14 protein-coding genes are annotated in these 19,835 nt (G+C 51.3%); 8 read left to right on the top strand and 6 right to left on the bottom strand.

Annotated features, from left to right (window positions below; genetic code table 11):
• Nucleotides 1–1,208: 1,208 nt before the first annotated feature.
• The 5 genes from SH302x_RS16685 (at nucleotide 1,209) to SH302x_RS16665 (ending at nucleotide 9,121) form a co-directional block, all read left to right on the top strand.
• Nucleotides 1,209–2,969 (top strand): putative bifunctional diguanylate cyclase/phosphodiesterase, encoded by a 1,761-nt coding sequence (locus tag SH302x_RS16685; RefSeq protein WP_479363534.1) that lies wholly within the window; start codon nucleotides 1,209–1,211, stop codon nucleotides 2,967–2,969.
• 321 nt (nucleotides 2,970–3,290) lie between these two features.
• Nucleotides 3,291–3,467, top strand: a complete 177-nt coding sequence (locus SH302x_RS16680; RefSeq protein ID WP_479363533.1) for a hypothetical protein — start codon at nucleotides 3,291–3,293, stop codon at nucleotides 3,465–3,467.
• A 19-nt stretch (nucleotides 3,468–3,486) separates the two neighbouring features.
• Nucleotides 3,487–4,998, top strand: a complete 1,512-nt coding sequence (locus SH302x_RS16675; protein ID WP_479369275.1) for a PAS domain-containing sensor histidine kinase — start codon at nucleotides 3,487–3,489, stop codon at nucleotides 4,996–4,998.
• A gap of 207 nt (nucleotides 4,999–5,205) precedes the next feature.
• The gene (locus SH302x_RS16670) at nucleotides 5,206–5,715 is read left to right on the top strand and encodes a response regulator (RefSeq protein WP_479363532.1); all 510 of its coding nucleotides are present in this window, start codon (nucleotides 5,206–5,208) and stop codon (nucleotides 5,713–5,715) included.
• 25 nt (nucleotides 5,716–5,740) lie between these two features.
• Nucleotides 5,741–9,121 carry a PAS domain S-box protein gene (locus SH302x_RS16665; RefSeq protein ID WP_479363531.1) on the top strand — a complete coding sequence of 1,127 codons (3,381 nt, stop codon included), beginning with the start codon at nucleotides 5,741–5,743 and terminating at the stop codon, nucleotides 9,119–9,121.
• Between the two features lie 109 nt (nucleotides 9,122–9,230).
• Here the strand turns inward: SH302x_RS16665 and eno are convergent, their stop codons facing one another.
• A complete protein-coding gene (gene eno / locus SH302x_RS16660) occupies nucleotides 9,231–10,511 on the bottom strand; it encodes a phosphopyruvate hydratase (RefSeq protein ID WP_479363530.1) in 1,281 nt (426 codons plus the stop codon).
• Nucleotides 10,512–10,769: 258 nt separating this feature from the next.
• Here eno and rarD point away from each other — a divergent pair, with 258 nt between their 5' ends.
• Nucleotides 10,770–11,705: an EamA family transporter RarD gene (gene rarD, locus SH302x_RS16655; RefSeq protein ID WP_479363529.1), complete on the top strand. Its 936-nt coding sequence runs from the start codon at nucleotides 10,770–10,772 to the stop codon at nucleotides 11,703–11,705.
• 42 nt (nucleotides 11,706–11,747) lie between these two features.
• Here the strand turns inward: rarD and SH302x_RS16650 are convergent, their stop codons facing one another.
• Nucleotides 11,748–13,508 carry a SulP family inorganic anion transporter gene (locus SH302x_RS16650; RefSeq protein WP_479363528.1) on the bottom strand — a complete coding sequence of 587 codons (1,761 nt, stop codon included), beginning with the start codon at nucleotides 13,506–13,508 and terminating at the stop codon, nucleotides 11,748–11,750.
• 346 nt (nucleotides 13,509–13,854) lie between these two features.
• Here SH302x_RS16650 and SH302x_RS16645 point away from each other — a divergent pair, with 346 nt between their 5' ends.
• Both SH302x_RS16645 and SH302x_RS16640 read left to right on the top strand, forming a co-directional pair.
• Entirely contained in the window at nucleotides 13,855–14,910 is a 1,056-nt protein-coding gene (locus SH302x_RS16645; RefSeq protein WP_479363527.1) for a transaldolase family protein, read from the top strand.
• A gap of 64 nt (nucleotides 14,911–14,974) precedes the next feature.
• Entirely contained in the window at nucleotides 14,975–15,589 is a 615-nt protein-coding gene (locus tag SH302x_RS16640) for a hypothetical protein (RefSeq protein WP_479363526.1), read from the top strand.
• A gap of 29 nt (nucleotides 15,590–15,618) precedes the next feature.
• Here SH302x_RS16640 and SH302x_RS16635 read toward each other — a convergent pair whose 3' ends face one another.
• The 4 genes from SH302x_RS16635 to SH302x_RS16620 all read right to left on the bottom strand — a co-directional run bounded on the left by SH302x_RS16635 (nucleotide 15,619) and on the right by SH302x_RS16620 (nucleotide 19,488).
• Entirely contained in the window at nucleotides 15,619–15,909 is a 291-nt protein-coding gene (locus SH302x_RS16635) for a Sec-independent protein translocase subunit TatA/TatB (RefSeq protein WP_479363525.1), read from the bottom strand.
• A 22-nt stretch (nucleotides 15,910–15,931) separates the two neighbouring features.
• Nucleotides 15,932–16,126, bottom strand: a complete 195-nt coding sequence (locus SH302x_RS16630) for a Sec-independent protein translocase subunit TatA/TatB (protein WP_479363524.1) — start codon at nucleotides 16,124–16,126, stop codon at nucleotides 15,932–15,934.
• Nucleotides 16,127–16,899: 773 nt separating this feature from the next.
• A complete protein-coding gene (locus tag SH302x_RS16625; protein ID WP_479369274.1) occupies nucleotides 16,900–18,309 on the bottom strand; it encodes a TIGR01777 family oxidoreductase in 1,410 nt (469 codons plus the stop codon).
• Nucleotides 18,310–18,375: 66 nt separating this feature from the next.
• The gene (locus SH302x_RS16620; RefSeq protein ID WP_479363523.1) at nucleotides 18,376–19,488 is read right to left on the bottom strand and encodes a sigma-70 family RNA polymerase sigma factor; all 1,113 of its coding nucleotides are present in this window, start codon (nucleotides 19,486–19,488) and stop codon (nucleotides 18,376–18,378) included.
• Between the last annotated feature and the right edge of the window lie 347 nt (nucleotides 19,489–19,835).

Here is a 19,835-nt window from a genome sequence, read left to right as displayed (position 1 = left end):
GTCATATTGTTCAAAGCACAAAAATACACAGTTCGGGGTACTCGCATCGTACTCCGGAGCGAAGCTCGCGAAGCACTCAAATGGGAAGACGATCAGTTCATTGTCGATGCAAGCGGCTTGCACAAGTGCAAGGGCCGTTTGACTTGGATTCACAAGATAAACCATCGGCTTAAGATTGCTCATTGCCTCATGCGCTGGGCGATGTTTAACAAATTGCAAGTGGGAGGTAGGAGGGGGAAACATGTTGCTGCCGTGTCGTAAAGTTTCGCTTGACCAATGAAGATTGACACACGTCTCTTCACCCGACAACTACTTCCAATTCAACATTTCGACTGCTTGAATTCGTAAGTCTACAAGCTGGAGAGAGTATGCTCTCACTATCGACGCGCGGAAACTTGGGATTCAATGTTGCCCAAACAAAATGAGCTAAGGGAAACCCTATCGGTATTCAGCAAATTTTGATTTTTCGGTTTTCCTGCAGACGTGCAAGTCCGAGCGCTAGTGCAATCTAGGACAGGCGCCGCATTTTTAGTTCGCCATCTGCTGTACTTTAGTTCGCTAATTTGAGGTTTACCTTTATAGCGATTTGCGCGACAATTTTAACGGCGTTTGGCAGACACTGTTTAGCACTATTGTCAATTGCAACTAAGAACGAACTCTGTTCGCAGAGTGGTTCCGAGTTTCCTAGGGGCAACTCTTTCACGTTTTTGGAACCAGTAGTGTTTTCAGGCAAAGGACATAAGTTCGTTTTTGATGAAATGCGAGCGGAACGCGAGTGGTCCGTTTCGGCTGTGAAAATGTTTCCTTTTGACAGAAAACTTGCAGATTCCAGTTCTTGCTTTAACGGCTTATGCCCATGCAAGGCGACACTGACATTCGCAGGGCAGTGGGTTGTAACGATTACCTGTCGAAGTCAATCGGTCAGAAGACATTGGTGCAGGCATGTCAAAATCGGAATCGCAAGCGATTGGGCGACAGGTAGTCTCTGCTAAAACCGTCGCTCGGGTGTGCAATTCTCTGCCAACAGTCGGTGCGGATAAGTCGCTTCGTTAAAGCTTGGGCATAATCTAGTTGCAGATTCGTTGTCCAAGCCCGACTGCATCTGTGGTGAATGCTGCTGTCGTTAGTAGCAAAGCGGCAGGAGTCACTCATTTTAGGTGAACTAATATGTTTAAGGTAATCCATCCGCTCCTTCGCATCGTGATTTCATGAGTCTACCGGGAAATCCTCGTGTACTTGTTATTGACGATGCTCGCGACATCCATGTTTTAGCAGCGAAGACATTTTCCATTTATGGGATGTCGACTCTGCATGCTTTTGATGGAGAATCTGGGCTGGCAATGGCCGCCGAGGAACTGCCGGACTTGATCTTGCTGGATTATTTGATGCACGACATCAATGGGCTGGATGTCTTACGCCGAATAAAGTCCACTTTTGCTCTAAGGTCGATCCCCGTGCTTATGATCACGGCATCGGAGGAGCAGGCACTGATTCAACAAGCTTTCGATGAAGGGGCCGCTGACTATGTGCGCAAGCCGTTTATGGTCAGCGAACTGTTGTCGCGAGTTCTAGCGGCGCTTCGTACAAAGTCGTTGATCAAGCAGTTGGAGGTGGCTGCGCAATGCGACCCTCTGACTGGCTTGCTAAATTTGAATTCGTTCACCGATTCCTTGGCTGATCAATTGACAAGATCGACAGCCAACGACGTTGGGACCGCGGTGTTTTACATCGATTTGGATAACTTTAAAGTGATCAACGATAGCCTGGGGCACGCGTGCGGCGATCGTCTGATCATCGAAACGGCAAGACGACTGCAAGGCACGGTGGCAAACTCGCATCCGGAACTGATGGATCTGGATTTTACGTTAGCCCGTGTGGGTGGTGATGAGTTTCTGCTGTATGCGTATGGCTTTACCAATCGCGGTCAGTTGAGTGTTATGTCTGATGTGTTGCTAGGGTGTCTGAATCGACAGTATGCCTCTGGTGCTAGGACTTTCTATACCAGCGCGAGTATGGGAATCGCCTTTACGTTCGACAAAATTGAACCGGTCCAAGCGGACGATATTATCGTTCAGGCAGATATTGCTTTGAATGTTGCCAAGATGGCCGGCCGTGGATGCTGGCGAATGTTTGACGATGTGATGCGGACACAATTCGAGCAGCGTGTGATGCTGGAAACTGAGCTTAGAAAAGCCTGCGTCAACATGGATTTCCATCTCGTTTATCAACCCATTGTACAGATGCAAAGCCTGCAACTGGCGTCGGCTGAAGCACTGATTCGTTGGGATCATCCCGAACATGGCGTGGTATCTCCGGCCGACTTTATCCCAATCGCAGAGGCAACTGGGCTGATCAATGTGATTGGCGATTGGTGTTTGGAAACTGCCTTTCAGCAATTTGCGGCCTGGCGAAACGAGGAACCGTTATTGGCACCCAAAAGTATCAGCGTCAATCTCGCCCGCCAGCAATTATTGCAGACCAATTTCCCACAGCATGTTTTGTCGATTGCTAGGAAGTATTCTGTGGAACCGAGGCGTGTGCACCTAGAAATCACTGAGTCGGAAATGATGGAGGACTTGGAAACCTCTATCCGTACCATGCAGGAATTGCGGCGTCTGGGATTCCGCATTGACATCGACGACTTTGGAACAGGCTATTCATCGCTGGCTTGTTTGAGTCGCTTTCCGATTGACTCTTTGAAGCTGGATCGATCGCTGATCAAAGACATCTCTGCAAAGCGATATTCGGCCAAGCTCGTCGAGTTAGTCTTACAGCTTTGCAAAGAAACCGGATTGTCGGTGGTTGCGGAAGGGATCGAGACAGCCGAACAAGAGCAATTGTTACGGGCTTGGGGTTGCGAGTTTGGGCAAGGTTATTTGTTGGCTCGGCCGATGGACTCAGCGGCTTTCCTGCAGTTTGCGAAGGAATGGAATCGTAGCTGTAAGCAACGCAACGTAAGCCGACTTTGATTCAACGCGTTGTGCTAGGGCCTGTTTTCAAGAGGTCCAAAGGAATCGCAAATAGGCGATTGACGCAGTGGCAAGATCAAACAGCAGGTGCAAGGTATTGCTGCACAAGCCAAGCCGACTGACCTATGAAGCAACGTATTTAATTAAGTCGTTTGAAAAGTGCAAAAGGGGGCTATTACGTTGGCTGTAATTGCTGCAAAATACGACAACTACTTCGGTTTCAAATGACTTTGCAGCAGTGCGATGGCTGATATCTAGCTGACGTAAGAGCGATTTTTGAGTGACAGCTCTTTCGAAATGGTTTCGCTGTAGGATTCAATTATGTTTGCAGAACTGCTGGATGCCGTGGTCAGTAACCGTTGGGTACTGGCGATTGGAACATTTTCTTTTTTCGCCATTAAAGGCGTAGCATGGCTGTTTGTGCCAGCGCTCCTCTTGCGATGGAAAACGCGATCGCGGTTGCGGAATACTCAGACGTTACGCGGCGAGCAGGGGTAGGACAAGTTTGCACGTTTTAGTGGTCGAAGATGATTCAGCTCAACGCGAGCTTGTGAAGAGAGCTTTGACCAATGCAAAGTTTGATGTCTACGCATGTGCCTCCATCCAGGATGCGAATCGCGTATTAAAGCATCATCGATTCTGCGTGGCCGTTGTTGACTTGGGTTTGGATGAAGACTCGGGACTGAAGGTTGTACGCGAGATCTCGCGACGGCGTACCAGAACAAAGGTGATCATCTATACCGCGAACTCCAGTTTTGATTCCGCACGTGAAGGGATCGAACTGGGGATCTATGCTTACGTTGAAAAATCATCCGGCATCGCTGCTTTGGTCGCGCAAGTTGAAAAGGCAGTTTCAGCCTGTATGAAGGAATCGTTGATCGTTGCCGATCGCGAACTTAAGTTTCAGATCGGTTTGTTGGATGCGCTTCAGGAAGGTGTATTGGCCACGGACCATAAGCTGAACGTGATCTATGTCAATCGCATCATGCAGGAGATTTTGGCGTCAGGCGAGTTCGAGATTCTGGAAGGCAACGTGTTCCGCTTCTTTTGTGCTGTGGATTCTGTACAGAGTGATCTTGAGAGTAACGTCCGCCCTTGGCTGGCCAATGCGGATGAGTCAAAGCGCTTTGAAGCCGAGATCCGGATTGCAGAGCGTACGAATCAGTCGACCTCGGTTGGCGTCGCGAAGAAGCAGTTTCGGCTGAACATCTCCAAGATTAAAGAAACGCCAGCGAAAACCAACGGTTGTGTATGGGTGTTGTTTGATATTACCGCGCAGCGGGCGGCGGAGGTGGAACTGGATAAGATGAGGCAGATTGCCAATCATGCGCAGCGGGTTTCCACCGTGGGGCAAATGGCAGGAGTGTTGGCGCATGAGATCAATCAGCCGTTGGGAGCGATCAGCAATTACATTGGAGGCCTGAGCCTGTTGTTTCGCGATGCGAAGCCTTCGCTGGAAGAAGTCCCCAATGTGCTCAAACGAGTCCAAGAGCAGGTGTTGCGGGCTGGCAAGATATTGAATCGCTTGCGCAGCTATGCCACAAAAAGTCCAACGGATTCGAACGTAGTCAATCTGAACGAAGTGCTCATGGACTCGGTACGTTTGTTGAGTACCGAGTTAAAAGCGAGTGCGATCGCCATTCAAATGGATCTTACCGACCATGCTCTGACGGTCTTGGGCGATTCGATTCAGCTTTCGCAAGTTTTTGTGAATCTGATCAAGAATGCAGCGGAAGCGATTCAAGAGGAAGACTGCGAGCGGATAATCCATGTAACTTCGGGAGTGGATAAATTGCACTCAGTTGTCACGATCAGCGACGATGCCAAGGAACTGAGTGACGACAAGATATTGATGATGTCGGAGGCCTATTACACGACCAAGCCGAATGGACTGGGGCTGGGTTTAAGCTTGAGCAAAACCATTGTCGAGCAGCATAACGGGTGCCTAGTTTTGGCTCCGAAGTCCCCCCGTGGTTTACGAGCCGAAGTGCGAATTCCAATGAAGACCGTGCACTTCGGTTCACCTTAGTTTTAGTAGCGAACTTGTGGACACTGCAAGTGTGCAAATAGTGCAATCTGTGCAAAAGCTCTCATTGGAATCAGAAAGTTCGGCAGAGTTCCCACGGCGAAGCCATATTGATTTCGGATGAGGTCATACAAGCATGTCAAAAATGACTTGAAAATTGCTATCGTCCTAACAATATCTTCATGCGGTTGCCCAGGGGAATTCTAGTTTATGAACGGTCCACGGTTAGTGCTACACATTGACGATGATGTTGCGGTGTTAAGTCTGGTGAAACGAGTGCTTAACGCTCAAGGCATCGAGGTGATATCGCTGGCGGATCCCGAGTATGCGATCGAGTCGATTATGACGTCGGGGGCTCGCGTGATCTTGCTGGATATCGATATGCCCAAGAAAGATGGCCTGACATTACTGCGTGAAATCAAAGAGTATGACGCGGGGATCCAGGTCATCATGTGCACAGGCATGGTGTCGATGAGCACCGTTTTGCGAGCCACATCGCTGGGGGCTGAAGGATGTATCTTTAAGCCGATCGATGATACTAACCACATTGCTTTTGCCGTGAATCGAGCGTTTGAGGACATTGATCGCTGGTGGGACGCGTTGCGAGACTGGTTCGAGCGGAAGAAAACGATCAATAGTTTCCTTAGTGAAATTCGTTTCGCGCAGTATTCGACGCCTAATGCTCGCAAGAAGCCCGAGAGTCAAATTGAAGTTAGCTAATCGCCCATGATGCTGATGACATGTCGTGAATCCATCTGCTACGATTGGCACGTCCATTCGCGAACTCATGTTCAGTCCTGCGGGAATCGGTTCATTCCCAGGCATCGAATTGTCGCGTTTGTTTGATGGTAAGTGTCCAATGCAAAGTTCCTACATCATGTTACCTTCAAGCATAACCGCTAGCTCAGACAGTCGGTTCTCCGAGTACCGCGAGCAATTCTTGGCTAATCGTCGCGATCAAGATTTGATCATGAAGGTCGCTAAAAAAGCGCCGACATCCATTGTGGTCACGGACGCTGAGCGCAAAATAAAGTGGGTCAATGCCGCGTTCACCAGCATGTCTGGCTATCGGCTTGAGGAAGTCGTAGGGAAATCGCCGGGCAGTCTGCTGCAATTTGAAAAAACAGACAAAAAAGAGATTGCTCGTATCCGTGATGCGCTGAACAATGGGCAGCCGATTCGGACAATCTTGCTGAATCGCAGCAAATCGCACCAAGAGTACTGGCTCGATATCGATATACAGCCTGTTTTTGATGAAGCAGGCCAAGTGATGGAATATATTGCGATCGAGACCGATGTCACGCAGCAGGTTCTCGATTCCCAGCGAGTTCGTTCAATCTTCCAAGCTGTCAGTGACGGACTTGTGATGCAGGACAGGCAAGGAGTTATTGTCGAGTGCAATCCTGCAGCAGAGAAGATTCTCAAACGGGCGGCAGGAGATCTTCAGGGACGGCGAATCGACGAGCTGGGCTTGCAGTTTATGCACGACAATGGAGTCGAATTGCAGTTTGCTAACCACCCAAGCTTGGTTGCTCTGCGGACCGGACGCTCTTTCCGTGATCACGTCATCGGTCACTATACGGAAGATAGCCCCATGATGTGGATCTCGATGAACGTCGAGCCTGTGCGAAACTCAGAAGGCGAGATCATTGCGGTTGTCACTAGCATGAAGGACGTTTCGCTGCAACGCGAGCAATCGGAACATCTGGAACATGTAATCGACAGTTCAAAGACGGGTACTTGGGATTGGAATATTCAAACAGGACACGTGTTATTCAATGAACATTGGGCAAAGATGCTGGGGTATGAGCTAAATGAACTTGCGCCGGACATCAGTTCTTTCATTGGTTTAGTTCACCCGTCTGAGATTGCACATGCATGGGAAGCTGTGCAAGAGCACTTGCAGGGGTTCACGCCCGAGTATCGTAATGAACTGTTGATGAGGCGAAATGACGGTACCTACAGTTGGGTGCTGGCCACCGGACGGATTACGCAGTACGACCAACATGGAATGCCACTGCGCATGGTAGGCGTACATGTTGACATCTCAAAATCGAAGAGCCTTGAACTGGAATTGAAAGAGCTTTCCGATCGATACTCGGCCGCAATCAATGGTACAAGCGATGGGCTGTGGGATTGGAATCTTGTGACTAATAACTTTTGGTTCTCTGAGCACTTTTGGCGGCTGCTGGGATACAAAGCTTATGGGCATGATACCATCGAAACTCTCGGAGATTTCGAAGCCCGCGTGCATCCAGATCATATCGACGATATTCGTTCGGCCATGGCTTCCAACCGAGATCACGGCGAGGAATTCAATAAAGAAGTTCGGCTAAAGAACCATCGTGGGGATTATCAGTGGTTTCGAATTCGTGGTGCGACGCAGTTCGATGGTGATCGCAAGCCGATTCGAATGGCGGGAAGTATTCAAGACATTCAGTCGTTGAAATCGACCGAGCAATGGTTGATCACTTCGCGCGAAGACGCTGAAAAGGCGTTGCGTGAAGTGCATGCGCTGCGCACGGCATTGGACGAACACTCGCTGTTATCGGTGGCTGATCGATCTGGGAAGATCATTGATGTAAATACTGGCTTTTGTAAGATCAGCGGCTACAACCGCAATGAATTGATTGGAAGAGACCATCGAATCTTAAACTCAGGCGTCCACCCACGAGAGTTCTGGAAGGCAGTCTGGAAAAAGATCAGTACGGGGCAAGCGTGGCGAGGTGAAGTGTGTAATCGTCGGAAAGATGGCAGCTTGTACTGGGTCGACAGCACGATTGTTCCCTATCTTGGACTTGATGGCCGCGTCGAAAAGTATGTTTCAATTCGTTTCGATATCACTGCACAAAAGGCGGCAGAGACATTATTGATGGCGGCCAACTCGCGGGCCGAAGCCGCCAATGCAGCCAAATCGGAATTTCTTGCCAATATGAGTCATGAAATCCGTACGCCTATGACGGCTATCTTGGGATTTACGGAGTTGCTCGCTCACGATGAAGAGATCTCGCAGGACGTTAACCGCCGCGCTGAATGTATCGACATCATTCGTCGAAACGGAGAACACTTGCTCGACATTATCAATGACATTCTGGACGTCTCGAAGATTGAGTCTGGGAAGATGTCCATCGAGCAACTCGTGACCAATCCACTGCAAATCGTCGATGACGTTCTAGCGTTGATGGACGTAAAGGCGAAAGCCAAGGGGTTGAAGCTGTTTGCCAAGTACGCTTCGGCCATTCCAACCAGCATTCAAACAGACCCAGTCAAGTTGAAGCAGATTCTAGTGAACTTGGTGGGCAATGCGATCAAGTTTACCGAACTTGGAGCAATCACTGTTTCGATGTCCTGCAATCAAGAAAAGCAGTTGTTGCATATCGCGGTTGAAGACACCGGGATTGGGATTTCGAAAGACGCAGCCGCTCGTATCTTTGGAATGTTTGAGCAAGCGAATTCAAGTACCAATCGGACCTTTGGCGGTTCGGGGCTAGGGTTGCATTTGAGCAAACGCTTTACGGAGATGTTGGGCGGAGGGATCACCGTGGAAAGTGAGCTTGGAAGCGGCAGCGTATTCCGTTTCTGGATTGCCACTGGTTCGGTGGATGAGGTGAGCTTTGTACAAGACTGGAATAGCCCGTATCTTGAGGCTTCGCGACCGAATGCTACGGAATTGCTACCGCCGCCGGCTCCCACCAGTTGCGAGATCAAACCTTTGTCCGGCGTGCGTGTGCTGTTAGCCGAGGATGGTCCGGACAATCAAAGACTGATATCGTTCATCCTGCGCAAGGCGGGGGCTGAGGTGGTGATTGCCGAGAATGGTAAGCTGGCGGTGGAGCAACTGACCGTCGATCGGTCGCTGGTAGGTGATTTGATTTATCCTGCGCCATTCGATCTGATGATATGCGATATGCAGATGCCAATCATGGATGGCTATACCGCGACGAGGCTATTACGTTCCAAGGGATCTGATTTGCGGATCATCGCCTTGACCGCTCACGCCATGCAGAAAGAGTTAGAGTTGTGTTTTGAATCCGGTTGCAATTCGTATTCCGCGAAACCCGTCGAACGCATGGCCTTGATTGCGTTGTGTTTAAGAAACCTGCAAGAGCGCAAACGTATTGCTTGAGGCAGAAGGCACACTCCGTGCGCCTTAGCAGTATCGCGGCCCGTTGGGCGCGCGGTTAAACAATATTTGGCCTGTTTCGCGATCAGCTCATTGACACAATGCCAATGAATTACTTCTTGCGAGGGAACAACGGGCCGCCGTAACTAGCGTTGTCACCAAGTTCTTCTTCGATTCGCAATAGCTGATTGTACTTGGCCATGCGGTCCGATCGCGAGGCCGAGCCTGTCTTGATTTGACCGGTCGACAGTCCAACAGCCAAGTCGGCAATGAAGGAATCTTCGGTCTCGCCGCTGCGGTGCGACGAGATGGACGAGTAACCGTTGCGATGAGCTAATTGAATCGCTTCGACCGTCTCGGTCAAAGTTCCGATTTGGTTGACCTTAATCAAGATGCTGTTGGCAGTACCGGTGTCGATACCACGTTGCAGTCGCTCGGTGTTGGTCACGAACAAATCATCACCGACCAATTGGATCTTGTTGCCAAGCTTGTCGGTCAGCTTCTTCCAGGACTCCCAATCGTCTTCGCTGCAACCGTCTTCGATGGAGCAGATCGGATACTTGTCGACCCAAGCGGCCAAGAAATCGACCATTTCGTCGCCGGTGATTTGCTTGCCATCAATCGTGTACTTCTTTGTGCTCGAGTCGTAGAACTCGGTCGCTGCGACGTCCAGAGCGATAAAGATCTGCTTGCCAGCTTCATAGCCAGCGCGACCGATCGCGTCCATAATCAAGTCCAAGGCTTCTTGGTTGCTGCCCAAATCAGGAGCAAATCCACCTTCATCGCCAACTGACGTGTTCAATTTCTTCTCGCTCAGCACCTTCTTGAGGTGATGGAAGATTTCCGTTCCAGCTCGCAGGCCATCGCTGAAGCAATCGAAGCCCAAAGGCATGACCATGAACTCTTGAACGTCAACGCTGTTATCCGCGTGCTGTCCACCGTTGACGATGTTCATCATCGGAGCTGGCAGCAGGTGAGCGTTCGAGCCGCCAAGGTATCGGTATAAAGGTTGGTGGGTAAAGCTAGCGGCTGCTTTGGCGACGGCCAGCGATACACCGAGAATCGCGTTGGCGCCTAGATTCTTTTTGTTCGGAGTGCCATCCAGGGCGATCAACGCTTGATCCAAGCCGCGTTGGTCCAAGGCATTGAAGCCGACCAGTTCTTCGGCGATTGAGGTATTGATATTTTCAACAGCCTTGTAGACACTTTTGCCCATGAAGACTGATTTGTCGCCATCGCGCAATTCCCATGCTTCGTGAGCTCCCGTGCTAGCGCCGCTGGGGACCGCAGCGCGGCCGACCGAGCCATCGGCCAAGGTCACTTCGACTTCTACGGTTGGATTTCCTCGAGAATCCAGGATCTGGCGGCCGCGGATGTCTTCAATATAGCTCATCTAAATTTCCTAAATGCGTGGGTGATTGGGAGATTGCACAATGCCATTTCAAGAGTTGGTATTCTGCGCGAGCGAACCGTTTTTGGCTAGTGCGCTGGACGGCCGAAAATCATTTAGAAGAGCTTGATTTTGCGTTTTGCCGTGCGACTGTAGCGGCAATTCGCCTTCTGCTTCCCTGACAAAGTGTTCTAATCTGGCCAATAGCTCGTGTGGCCAGATTTGCCCACGTTATTCCTCCCTATCGAAAGCATATTCTGGATGGTTCCGGTCGAGAAATCGAACCAATTCGCGATCCCAGCCGCCGTCGGCGCGTTCCTGATCTGGGGTTTGTTGCCAATCTACTGGAAGTCGTTCTCCCACATCGATGCTTTAGTGGTTGTCTGCCACCGCGTTATTTGGTCGCTGGTATTCCTGCTGGTAGTCGCCATTGGAAATGGCCAGCTAAGGCAACTGAAGTCGACCATGTCTCAGCCTGCCATCTGGAAAGCATCGCTGCCAGCCGCCATTCTAATTGCCGCGAACTGGCTGTTGTTTATCTGGTCAGTGCAAAACGGACATGTGATCGATACTTCGCTGGGATATTTTCTAAACCCAATTTGCAACACTATTTTGGCAGTCATCTTTATCGGCGAACGCGTCAATCGCTGGCAAGCCGTCGCGATCGCCATCGCCGCGAGCGCAATTCTCTATAGTTTTCAAACGCAATCCACCTTTCCCTATATCGCTTTGACGCTAGCGATCACTTTTTCATTGTACGCATTGGCGAAGAAACAAGCCAAGCTTACGGCGGGCATCGGATTGGTGATCGAAACCGCCATCTTGGTGCCTTTCGCACTGGCGTGGTGCGCCGTGAGCGCGTCTAGCCATGTCATGGATTGGACCCCATGGGATTGGTGTTTGTTGGTCAGTTCCGGGCCCATGACTACCATCCCGCTGTTTCTGTTTTCTTATGCGGCGCAGCGTACAAGCCTGATTACCATCGGCATGTTGCAATACTTGGGGCCATCGATCGGGCTTTTGATCGGTTGGTTGCTGTATCAAGAAGCGATGCCAGCCACACGCTGGATTGCTTTCAGTTTGGTATGGCTGTCATTGGCAATCTACACGTATGACCTATTTCAACGTCGGTCCAAACTTCGACAGCTCAGTGAGACGCTGGCGGCGCAATCCGAAGCGTCAACAAACAATGCCTAAGCTGTACAAACTGCTTAAACTAAATGGCGCTGATGCGGTTGGTCAAGTTTGATCCTGCCAGTCTTTCCAAGAGACTCGATGGACTTTGGTATAACGATCAACCGCTTGGCCAATCGTAGGAAAGAAGTTCTCGGGACCAAGATGTTCAAAGATCCCATAACGCTTGAGCAAGTCCTTCACGGGCCCTTTCATTTCCGCAAAGCACAGGTCCATGCCCGCGTCGTGCAAGTGTTGGTCTAATTGCTGGAGCATATCGGCGGCCGTAATGTCGATGTCCGTTACCGGTTCAGCGGCCACCACGACCCAAGAGGTCTTGGTCGGCGCGCTTGCGACCGCTCGAAGTACGTGATCATAAAAATAAGTGGCGTTTGCAAAGAATAACGGAGCATCCCAGCGAAACAACACCAAGCCTGGGATCAACCGCGCATCGGGATGCCGCGAGATATCATGGTAACCTTTGCGACCGTCCACGCGACCTAGGACTGCGGTGTAAGGCCGCCACGCTCGCCACACAAATGCAAGGAAGGCAAGACCGACGGCCAGGAAAATGCCTTGCACAACGCCCAGCAGCACCACGCCGAAAAAGCAGACCAGCGAAAACGCTAACTCGCTGCGACGCAAATGATACAGTCGATAAACGCCCTCGATCTGCAGTTGGCTCAAACAAGCGCTGATGACAATAGCGCTGAGCGCCGCCAAGGGCAAGTAGGTCAGCAACGCGGGTGCCACTAGCAGTAGCAACATGATGCAGCATGCGCCAACCACGCCGGCAACTTGTGTCTTGGCGCCCGCTTGTTCGGCGACTGGTGTGCGAGAGGAGCTAGCGCTGATGGAGAACCCTTGGAAGAAACCGACGGCCACATTGGCTAGTCCTAGTGACATCAGTTCTTGATTGGAGTTCACGCGGTAGCCCCCCCGTTGAGAATAGACTCTTGATAAGACGCTGGTGTCTGCGAACGATACCAGCGCGATCGCTAGTGCGCCGGAGAACATCGCTTGCATGTCTTGCAAACTAACAAGCGGCAAGCGCGGCGCGGGTAGGCCTTGCGGTAAAGCACCGACGATCGAAAGATTTGCGGAGACATCTAACCTCCAAAATGCAACCGCCAGCGTTGATCCGATCACGGCAATCATGATTCCTGGAACTTTGGGAAACCATCTTTTGCATACGATGATGATGAGGAAACAACAGGTGCTGATCAAACATGCTATCCAATTCACGCGTCCCTGCACGATGCCGTCAAACAGCAACCTAGTCCTACTTATAAAGCCGCCGCTGGCAGTGGTGAATCCCAAGAACCCTGGCAATTGGCTGACAAGAACCGTCAACACGATGCCATTCATATAGCCGTAACGGATCGGTTTAGAAATCAACTCGGTCAGAAAACCTAGCCCCGCAATACCGGCCGTTACGCAGATCAACCCGCTGAAGACAGCGAGCGCCCCAGCCAGCACAATCGCTCGGTCCGGGCTGCCCGCCGCTAGTGGCAAGATGGTTGCGGCGATCAAAGCCACCAGCGTCGAATCGGGACCAAGCACCAGAATGCGACTGGGACCGAACACCGCGTAAGTCAACATGCCGACGATGGTTGCATATAAGCCAAAGATAGGCGGTAAACCCGATGCTTGAGCGTAACCCATGCCGACGGGAATTAGCAGCGCGGTCATGACCAAGCCCGCAATCATGTCTTTCAGGAACCAGCCACGTTGATAGGACTTGATCATCGTCAAGCTGGGAAACCAACGCTCCCAGCGATTTTCGCTGACGCTGATGTTGGACGAAGTTGGGGAGGTGGCAGGCACAGTCACTTGGGCAATGGCAGCGGCAATAAAAATTTGTGTAAGGCGAGCGGCGGCAATTATTTTACCGTATTGCGACTCGCCAGAGTTCCCTTTCTATTCCGGGATTTCTAGCGAGCCCCACTACATTGGGTACGTTTCCTTCTGCCGCTCGTCTAGCCACAACCTCTGTACCATTACACGGTCTTGCGGGTGTGGGTCGTTCACCACTTGCTGTCGATGCGTTAGAATGAGCGGACTGTGTAGCAGCTAGGTAAGCAGCTAGCTTACGCTTATGCCGCTACATCTTATCGCACAACTCGATGTACGTAACGTCTCATATCTAACGAAAGTCTAAAGCAATCTTATCATGACGAAATCGATTCAATCGCTGATCGCAACTGGAACGAAACTTTATCTGGACTCGGTCGATCCGAAACTGGTGAAACAAAATATCCAGTGGGGAGCGGTCGGAGCAACCAGCAATCCGATCATCATCGCTGACCTCATCAAGAAGGGCGCTTACGATGAAATGATTCAATCATTGGCCAGCGAGGGGAAAAGCGATCACGATATATGCTGGGCTGTTAACGACCATATCGTGCAAGAAGCGCAAGCGGAGTTTTTGCCGATTTGGGAAAGCACAGGTGGCGATGCTGGATGGGTTAGCTTTGAACTTGACCCGTTGATTGATGATCCCGCTGGCGAACTATCGCAGTCGGACCGGACTGCTGCTTACATTGAACTGGGCCGTAAGTGGTCTGCAGGCCACAAAAACCGCATGATCAAAATCCCTGCTACGCCCGCGGGGATCGCTGCCTTGCCAACCTTGGTGGCCGAAGGCGTGACCTTGAACGTTACGCTGGTGTTCACTCAACGGCAATACATCGCGGCTCGTGACAGCGTTTGGAAAGGGGCACAGCAGTTGTCTGACCTTAAGCAGCTCAAAAGCGTCTACAGCATCTTCGTATCGCGCATCGATCAGTACACGGCAACACATTGTCCGCAATTGAGCTCGGCAGCCCAAGGCGAATATGGAATCTTGAACGCCAAACGGATCTTTGCGATGAATGAAGCGTTTTGGAAATCGCATCCCACGCCGCTTTCACAAGAAATCATTTTCGCCAGTACCGGCACCAAGAATCCGAAAGACCCCGCGTGGAAATACGTGGCGGCATTGGCTGGCTCTGATATACAAACGAACCCACCCGCTACCAACGATGCCGTGGCCGCCAGCGGAATGGAGTTTACCAGCCAAGTTCGTGAGCTGCCCGCCGAGTCGATCCAGGAAGAACTGGATGCGGCGATTGACATGGAAGATTTAGAGGCCAAACTGATGTCCGAGGGGCTTGAGAAATTTGCGACGCCCCAAAACAATCTGCTTGCGACCGTAAAGAGCGTTCGCAATAAGCTGGTTGCGAAATGATTCCTCGATCCCGCTGTGAGATCGAGGCAAGAAACTTGCTTGACTGAATCACGAAGGGGTGGGTATGCCAACTTATCGAGCTGGCCAAGGGATCACTAGGTTCGAAGATGAAGATTCGCACGCAAACGGATTTATGGTTCGGTTGTGTCGCGAAGGGAATCGGATCAACGAGTTCTATTCCGACAGCAAGCACGGTGGGACTCGCAAGGCCAAGAAGGCGGCCGAAGTTCGCTATCAAGAATTGCTCGAGCAGTACGGTCCAGCTCGGCAGAGGGCGACGCGGGGACTGCTGACCCACCGCAACTCGACCGGTGTGGTTGGCGTCCATTTGGCGTATTCCATCAGTCGTGAATACAACGATTCAGAATACTATGCGTACTGCGCTTCTTGGGTGACTGAGGATGGGCAGCGACAAAAGATCTCGTTCGGCTTCAATCGCTATGGAGAAGATTTGGCGTTTAAGCTTGCTTGTTATGCTCGCAAGCATACGACAAAGGATCGCGACAAGGTCGAATCCAAGTTCAAGTCTGAAATCGAAGCGTTCGCTAAGAAGGCCAAACGCAAGAAGTCCTCTAGTGCATTGCCGGTCGCGAAGGCGAAGGTCCGGTCGAAGCCTAGTACCGTCGCCAAGAAAAAGGCGGCCGCCAAGTCTGTGAGGAAAAAGGCGGTCAAGCGTTAATCAAACTTGCACCAGCGTGCAAGTTTTTCTCAACTGTCAGCCTTGTCGTCGTCGGCGGGCGGGGGCACAAAGCGTGGAGTTTTCTTTGCTGCCACAGCCTCCGATTTCGATTCCGCTTCGTCCTGCTCGTAGGTCGGTCGCTTCGGCGGTTCGTACTTCTCGATCGCGTTGAATTCGCGTTGGAAGTCGTTCAAATGCCTTTTCAATTCGCGATAGCTGCCGCCCAAATTGCGAGCGACTTCTGGCAATCGAGAACCAAATAGAATCAGCGCGATGACGCCGAACAGCAGCATCTCGCTGTAACCAAGTCCGCTAAACATATCAGCACCCTATGCAGTAGTCTTAGGTGTTGATCGTGTCTTCTTTGCGGCTTTCGACGCGATCGGTAGGTTCGTCGACCTCTTCTCGCATCCCCTTTTTGAACTCTGTAGCACTGCGACCAAGATTTCGCATCAAGGAAGGCAGTTTGGAGGACCCAAAAAGCACTACCAATACGATAGCCAAGACAATTAGCTCAGTTTGACCAATTCCAAACATGTTTGCGTTTCCAAAAAAGACTCGTGATAACCTGTTCCGGGGCGTTACGGACGAAAGCGGCTTAAGCCGTTACGACTGCCACCGCTTTCAAGGCGGAGCATCGCCGGGACCTGCTCGTCACAAGCACGAGGGATGACCCTCTGCATATAAGTATTGGCATGCATGCCAAATATGTCAAATGGAGTTGTTTTAATAGTGAGAAAATCGGTGACTTAGTTCTTCACCCTCCCGATAATCCCGCCTCGTTTTCGTTTAACCGCGTGCCCATCGGGCCGCGTCATCATCATCGGCCGTATCACAAACGCGGGGCGATGCCCAACTCGGCTAAACGAAGTGCTTAGCTTTTGACCTTCGCCTCCAGCTAGGCGAGCTGGCTGGGGGGCCTTGCTCAACGTCCCACCGTTGGGCGGAAGTTCGCTTTAAAAACGACGCCATTCCGCCTAAAGGCGGTACTACGAACGCCAACGCGCCCGATAATCCCGCCTTGTTTTCGTTTAACCGTGTGCCCATCGGGCCGCGTCATCTTCATCGGCCATATCACAAACGCGGGGCGATGCCCAACGCGGTTAAACGAAGTGCTTAGCTTTTGACCTTCGCCTCCAGCTAGGCGAGCTGGCTGGGGGGCCTTGCTCAACGTCCCACCGTTGGGCGGAAGTTCGCTTTAAAAACGACGCCATTCCGCCTAAAGGCGGTACTACGAACGCCAACGCGCCCGATAATCCCGCCTCGTTTTCGTTTAACCGCGTGCCCATCGGGCGTGTGCCTGCTAACATCTACGTCAACAAATGACGCAGCGCCTGCTCAAGCTCAATGTATCGCATCGGGTAACCAGAATCGAGCAGCTTACTACTGTCCGCTCGATTGCTCCGCAACAACAATCCGTCTGCCATCTCACCTAACGCCGTACGTATTGCAATCTCTGGAGCAGCAAACAAGTTCGGACGACGCAAGATCCGCGATAGATTGCGACCAAACTCCGCATTACTAACCGCTCGGCCACTCAAATTGTAGGGACCATGACAGCTAGGATTCAGCGCCATCCACAACAATGCCGACGCTGCATCGTCACGCTCGATCCAACTCCAATACATATTCCCCTTTCCAAGGTTACCTCCTGCGAACAGTTTCCACTGCCACAACAATGGAACCAAGGCCCCCCCCAGCGGATCCAGGACCATCGCCAGTCGCCCAGCACACCAACGCTTGCCAGAGTTTTCAACTGAGGCCGAAGCTTGCTCCCAATCGTTTGCCAATTGACCCAGGAAATCAGACCCAGGCTGCGTCCGCTCGTCCAGCAACCTGTCGGCCGAATCGGGATAAATACCTAATCCCGAGGCCGTCACCCAAGCCTGCGGCAAAGCGTCGTGCTGCTTCAGATAACGTACCAGTTGCAAAGTGGAATCGACTCGCGAACTGCGTAGCTTCTGCTTGTACGTATCGGACCAACGCTTCCCAGCTATGTTCGCTCCGGCCAGATGAATCAAAGCATCGACGCTTTGCCAATCCGATAATCGAATCATGCCCGATTCAACATGCCAAGGAGTGACTTTGACAGGCAGATCATTCTCACGTTGCTGGTGTGCAAAGCTTGTGACCGACTGCTGGTCGGGAACGCGTTGCAGGATCGACACTTGGTGCCCCAGCATTAGGGCCAACGCGACAACACGTTTGCCCAATAGCCCACTACTACCACTGATCATGATGTGTCGCGGAGGGCCAACGGGCAATGAGGATTTGAATCGCAAGTCCTGCTCGGTCAGGCGATGACGGTAGTCAAACATACTTTGCAGTTCACGCCGAATGTAGCCGCGAAGCAAATAGTTGAGCGGTGCAAAAGCAGAAATCTCATATTCGACCTCATCAGACAACTGCGACCAGTCCTGGTCCGCTTCTTCAAAGCGATGCTGGTGTAACCAGCTAGCAAACGGACCTGAGACTTGTCGGTCCGTAAAAGAGTGTGGTGGATCGTAAGCGACATGCTCGGCCAACCACCGTTGCTTGATGGCACCGGCCATCGTCATTACCAATTCCGCCCGCTGACCGACTTCAAGAGACGCCGTCCGCTTGGCGATTTCAACGCGTTGCCGCGGGGGCAACAAACGTTCTAATGCGCTAGGCGAACTATGGAACTCAAACAGCTCCTGGATCGTGGTCGGAAAAACCGATCGCTTTTCGAACTTCATCACTAAGTCACATTCATAGGAGTAGGAAGCGAAGTTCGATTCGTTCGACAAGCATGCGCCGGACGCTTATTCGCCTTCGTTCGCTTCAGCGGAGTCTACTAGCAAAGCGGGATTGCCAACCATCCCACGCAGCTTCTCTAACGATCGCTTTTCCAATTGACGCACGCGTTCTTTGGAAACACCCAAGCGATCTGCCAAGCATTGTAGCGTCTTGACGTTACGATGTCCGCCCAAAGAGAAACGAGCTCGTATAATCAACTTTTCACGTCGATCTAAAGTATCCAGCATACCGGATAACTTGGTGCGCAGTTCATTCCAGCGGCTTTCCGACATCGAAGAAGGCTTTGCTTCATCGCTGATATCCAAACCGCCTTCGCTCAGGCTGGCGGTGACCTGCAATCGTTCCTTCTGCTTCTGCATCACATTGCGATATGCATTACGGCGTACCACTTGCGTCGCATAAGTACTGAAACGAAAGCCGCGATCAAAGTCGAACTTGTCCACTGCCCGGATCAATGCCACTATTCCATCGCTCAGCAAGTCATCAAAGTTGTTGCTCGTGTTCACAAACTTCTTGACAATCGAAATTACCAAACGCATGTTCGCTTTGACAATCGCATCGCGATACCAATCCGCCGCTCGCATCAAACTGAGCACTGCAATCGCGTTCTCATTCAGTTCGCCATTGCGGTGAGCGACCGCTCGGATGCGTTCGGCCAGAAATCGCAAGTAGTTCATCTTCTGAAACAAAGCTCGCTCTTCTTCGGGCTTCAACAAGCGAGTTTCGCACAGACGAGCCAAATGGACTGGCATGTCCGCCAGCTTCACCGGCTTCCGTTCGCCAGCGTCGCCTCCGAAAGAAAACAAAGTTTCGCCCAGCACAAGCTGCTCAGCTTCGTGGCTTGGAAAAACTTCATTGTCGATAAACTCGATTGGACTTTTAAGCGAAGCGATGGTTTTCTCCAAACCTCGCAAGTCCGCAAAGTGCGCTTGGCAGAATGCCTGGAAATCTTTTTGAATCGAGCCGGTTGCAAAGACATCTGTCTTCGACACATTCAAGGGCGGCTTCGATGCGGCAGCCTTCGGGGTCTTGGTCGATCGGGTCGACTTTTTCGGTTTCGCGAGAGCCACGGTAGCTGAGTTCGAATCTTTCGCAGGGCGAGTTTTCATAGCGGGCATGACGACAACCTTTACTAAGGATACTAATTAATTGACCGCTTGTGCTGGCATGAGGGCGTGGAAACGTTCAATCCGTCCAGACGTGCCAGTTTTATCGGTTATAAGGGATACGTTCCCGAACCGAAAAACGTTCAAATCGTTCACAAGATTTATACGCTTTTTTGCTACCACTTGGCAAGTGCTTGGCTGGCTAATTCGCAAAAGAATAGGTTTTATATTGAAAACCCTTGATCAAAGCCTATAGTTTTACAGGCCCACTTGCGATACACTGACTAAGCGTGTTGCGGCCTGCCACACCATTCCGCACTTCGTAGAACGGTTTTGGAACGAATTCTATTCGGTCAAAA

The organism is Njordella calcicola (assembly GCF_056494125.1).
This window is presented reverse-complemented; position numbering and strand designations above follow the sequence as displayed.

Bases quoted from the DNA above. Each gene is read 5' to 3' on its own strand.
- SH302x_RS16635 (WP_479363525.1), bottom strand. From the start codon at position 15,909: ATGTTTAGCGGACTTGGTTACAGCGAGATGCTGCTGTTCGGCGTCATC.
- SH302x_RS16685 (WP_479363534.1), top strand. From the start codon at position 1,209: ATGAGTCTACCGGGAAATCCTCGTGTACTTGTTATTGACGATGCTCGC.
- eno (WP_479363530.1), bottom strand. From the start codon at position 10,511: ATGAGCTATATTGAAGACATCCGCGGCCGCCAGATCCTGGATTCTCGA.
- SH302x_RS16645 (WP_479363527.1), top strand. From the start codon at position 13,855: ATGACGAAATCGATTCAATCGCTGATCGCAACTGGAACGAAACTTTAT.
- SH302x_RS16630 (WP_479363524.1), bottom strand. From the start codon at position 16,126: ATGTTTGGAATTGGTCAAACTGAGCTAATTGTCTTGGCTATCGTATTG.
- rarD (WP_479363529.1), top strand. From the start codon at position 10,770: ATGGTTCCGGTCGAGAAATCGAACCAATTCGCGATCCCAGCCGCCGTC.
- SH302x_RS16625 (WP_479369274.1), bottom strand. From the start codon at position 18,309: ATGAAGTTCGAAAAGCGATCGGTTTTTCCGACCACGATCCAGGAGCTG.
- SH302x_RS16640 (WP_479363526.1), top strand. From the start codon at position 14,975: ATGCCAACTTATCGAGCTGGCCAAGGGATCACTAGGTTCGAAGATGAA.
- SH302x_RS16680 (WP_479363533.1), top strand. From the start codon at position 3,291: ATGTTTGCAGAACTGCTGGATGCCGTGGTCAGTAACCGTTGGGTACTG.
- SH302x_RS16620 (WP_479363523.1), bottom strand. From the start codon at position 19,488: ATGCCCGCTATGAAAACTCGCCCTGCGAAAGATTCGAACTCAGCTACC.
- SH302x_RS16670 (WP_479363532.1), top strand. From the start codon at position 5,206: ATGAACGGTCCACGGTTAGTGCTACACATTGACGATGATGTTGCGGTG.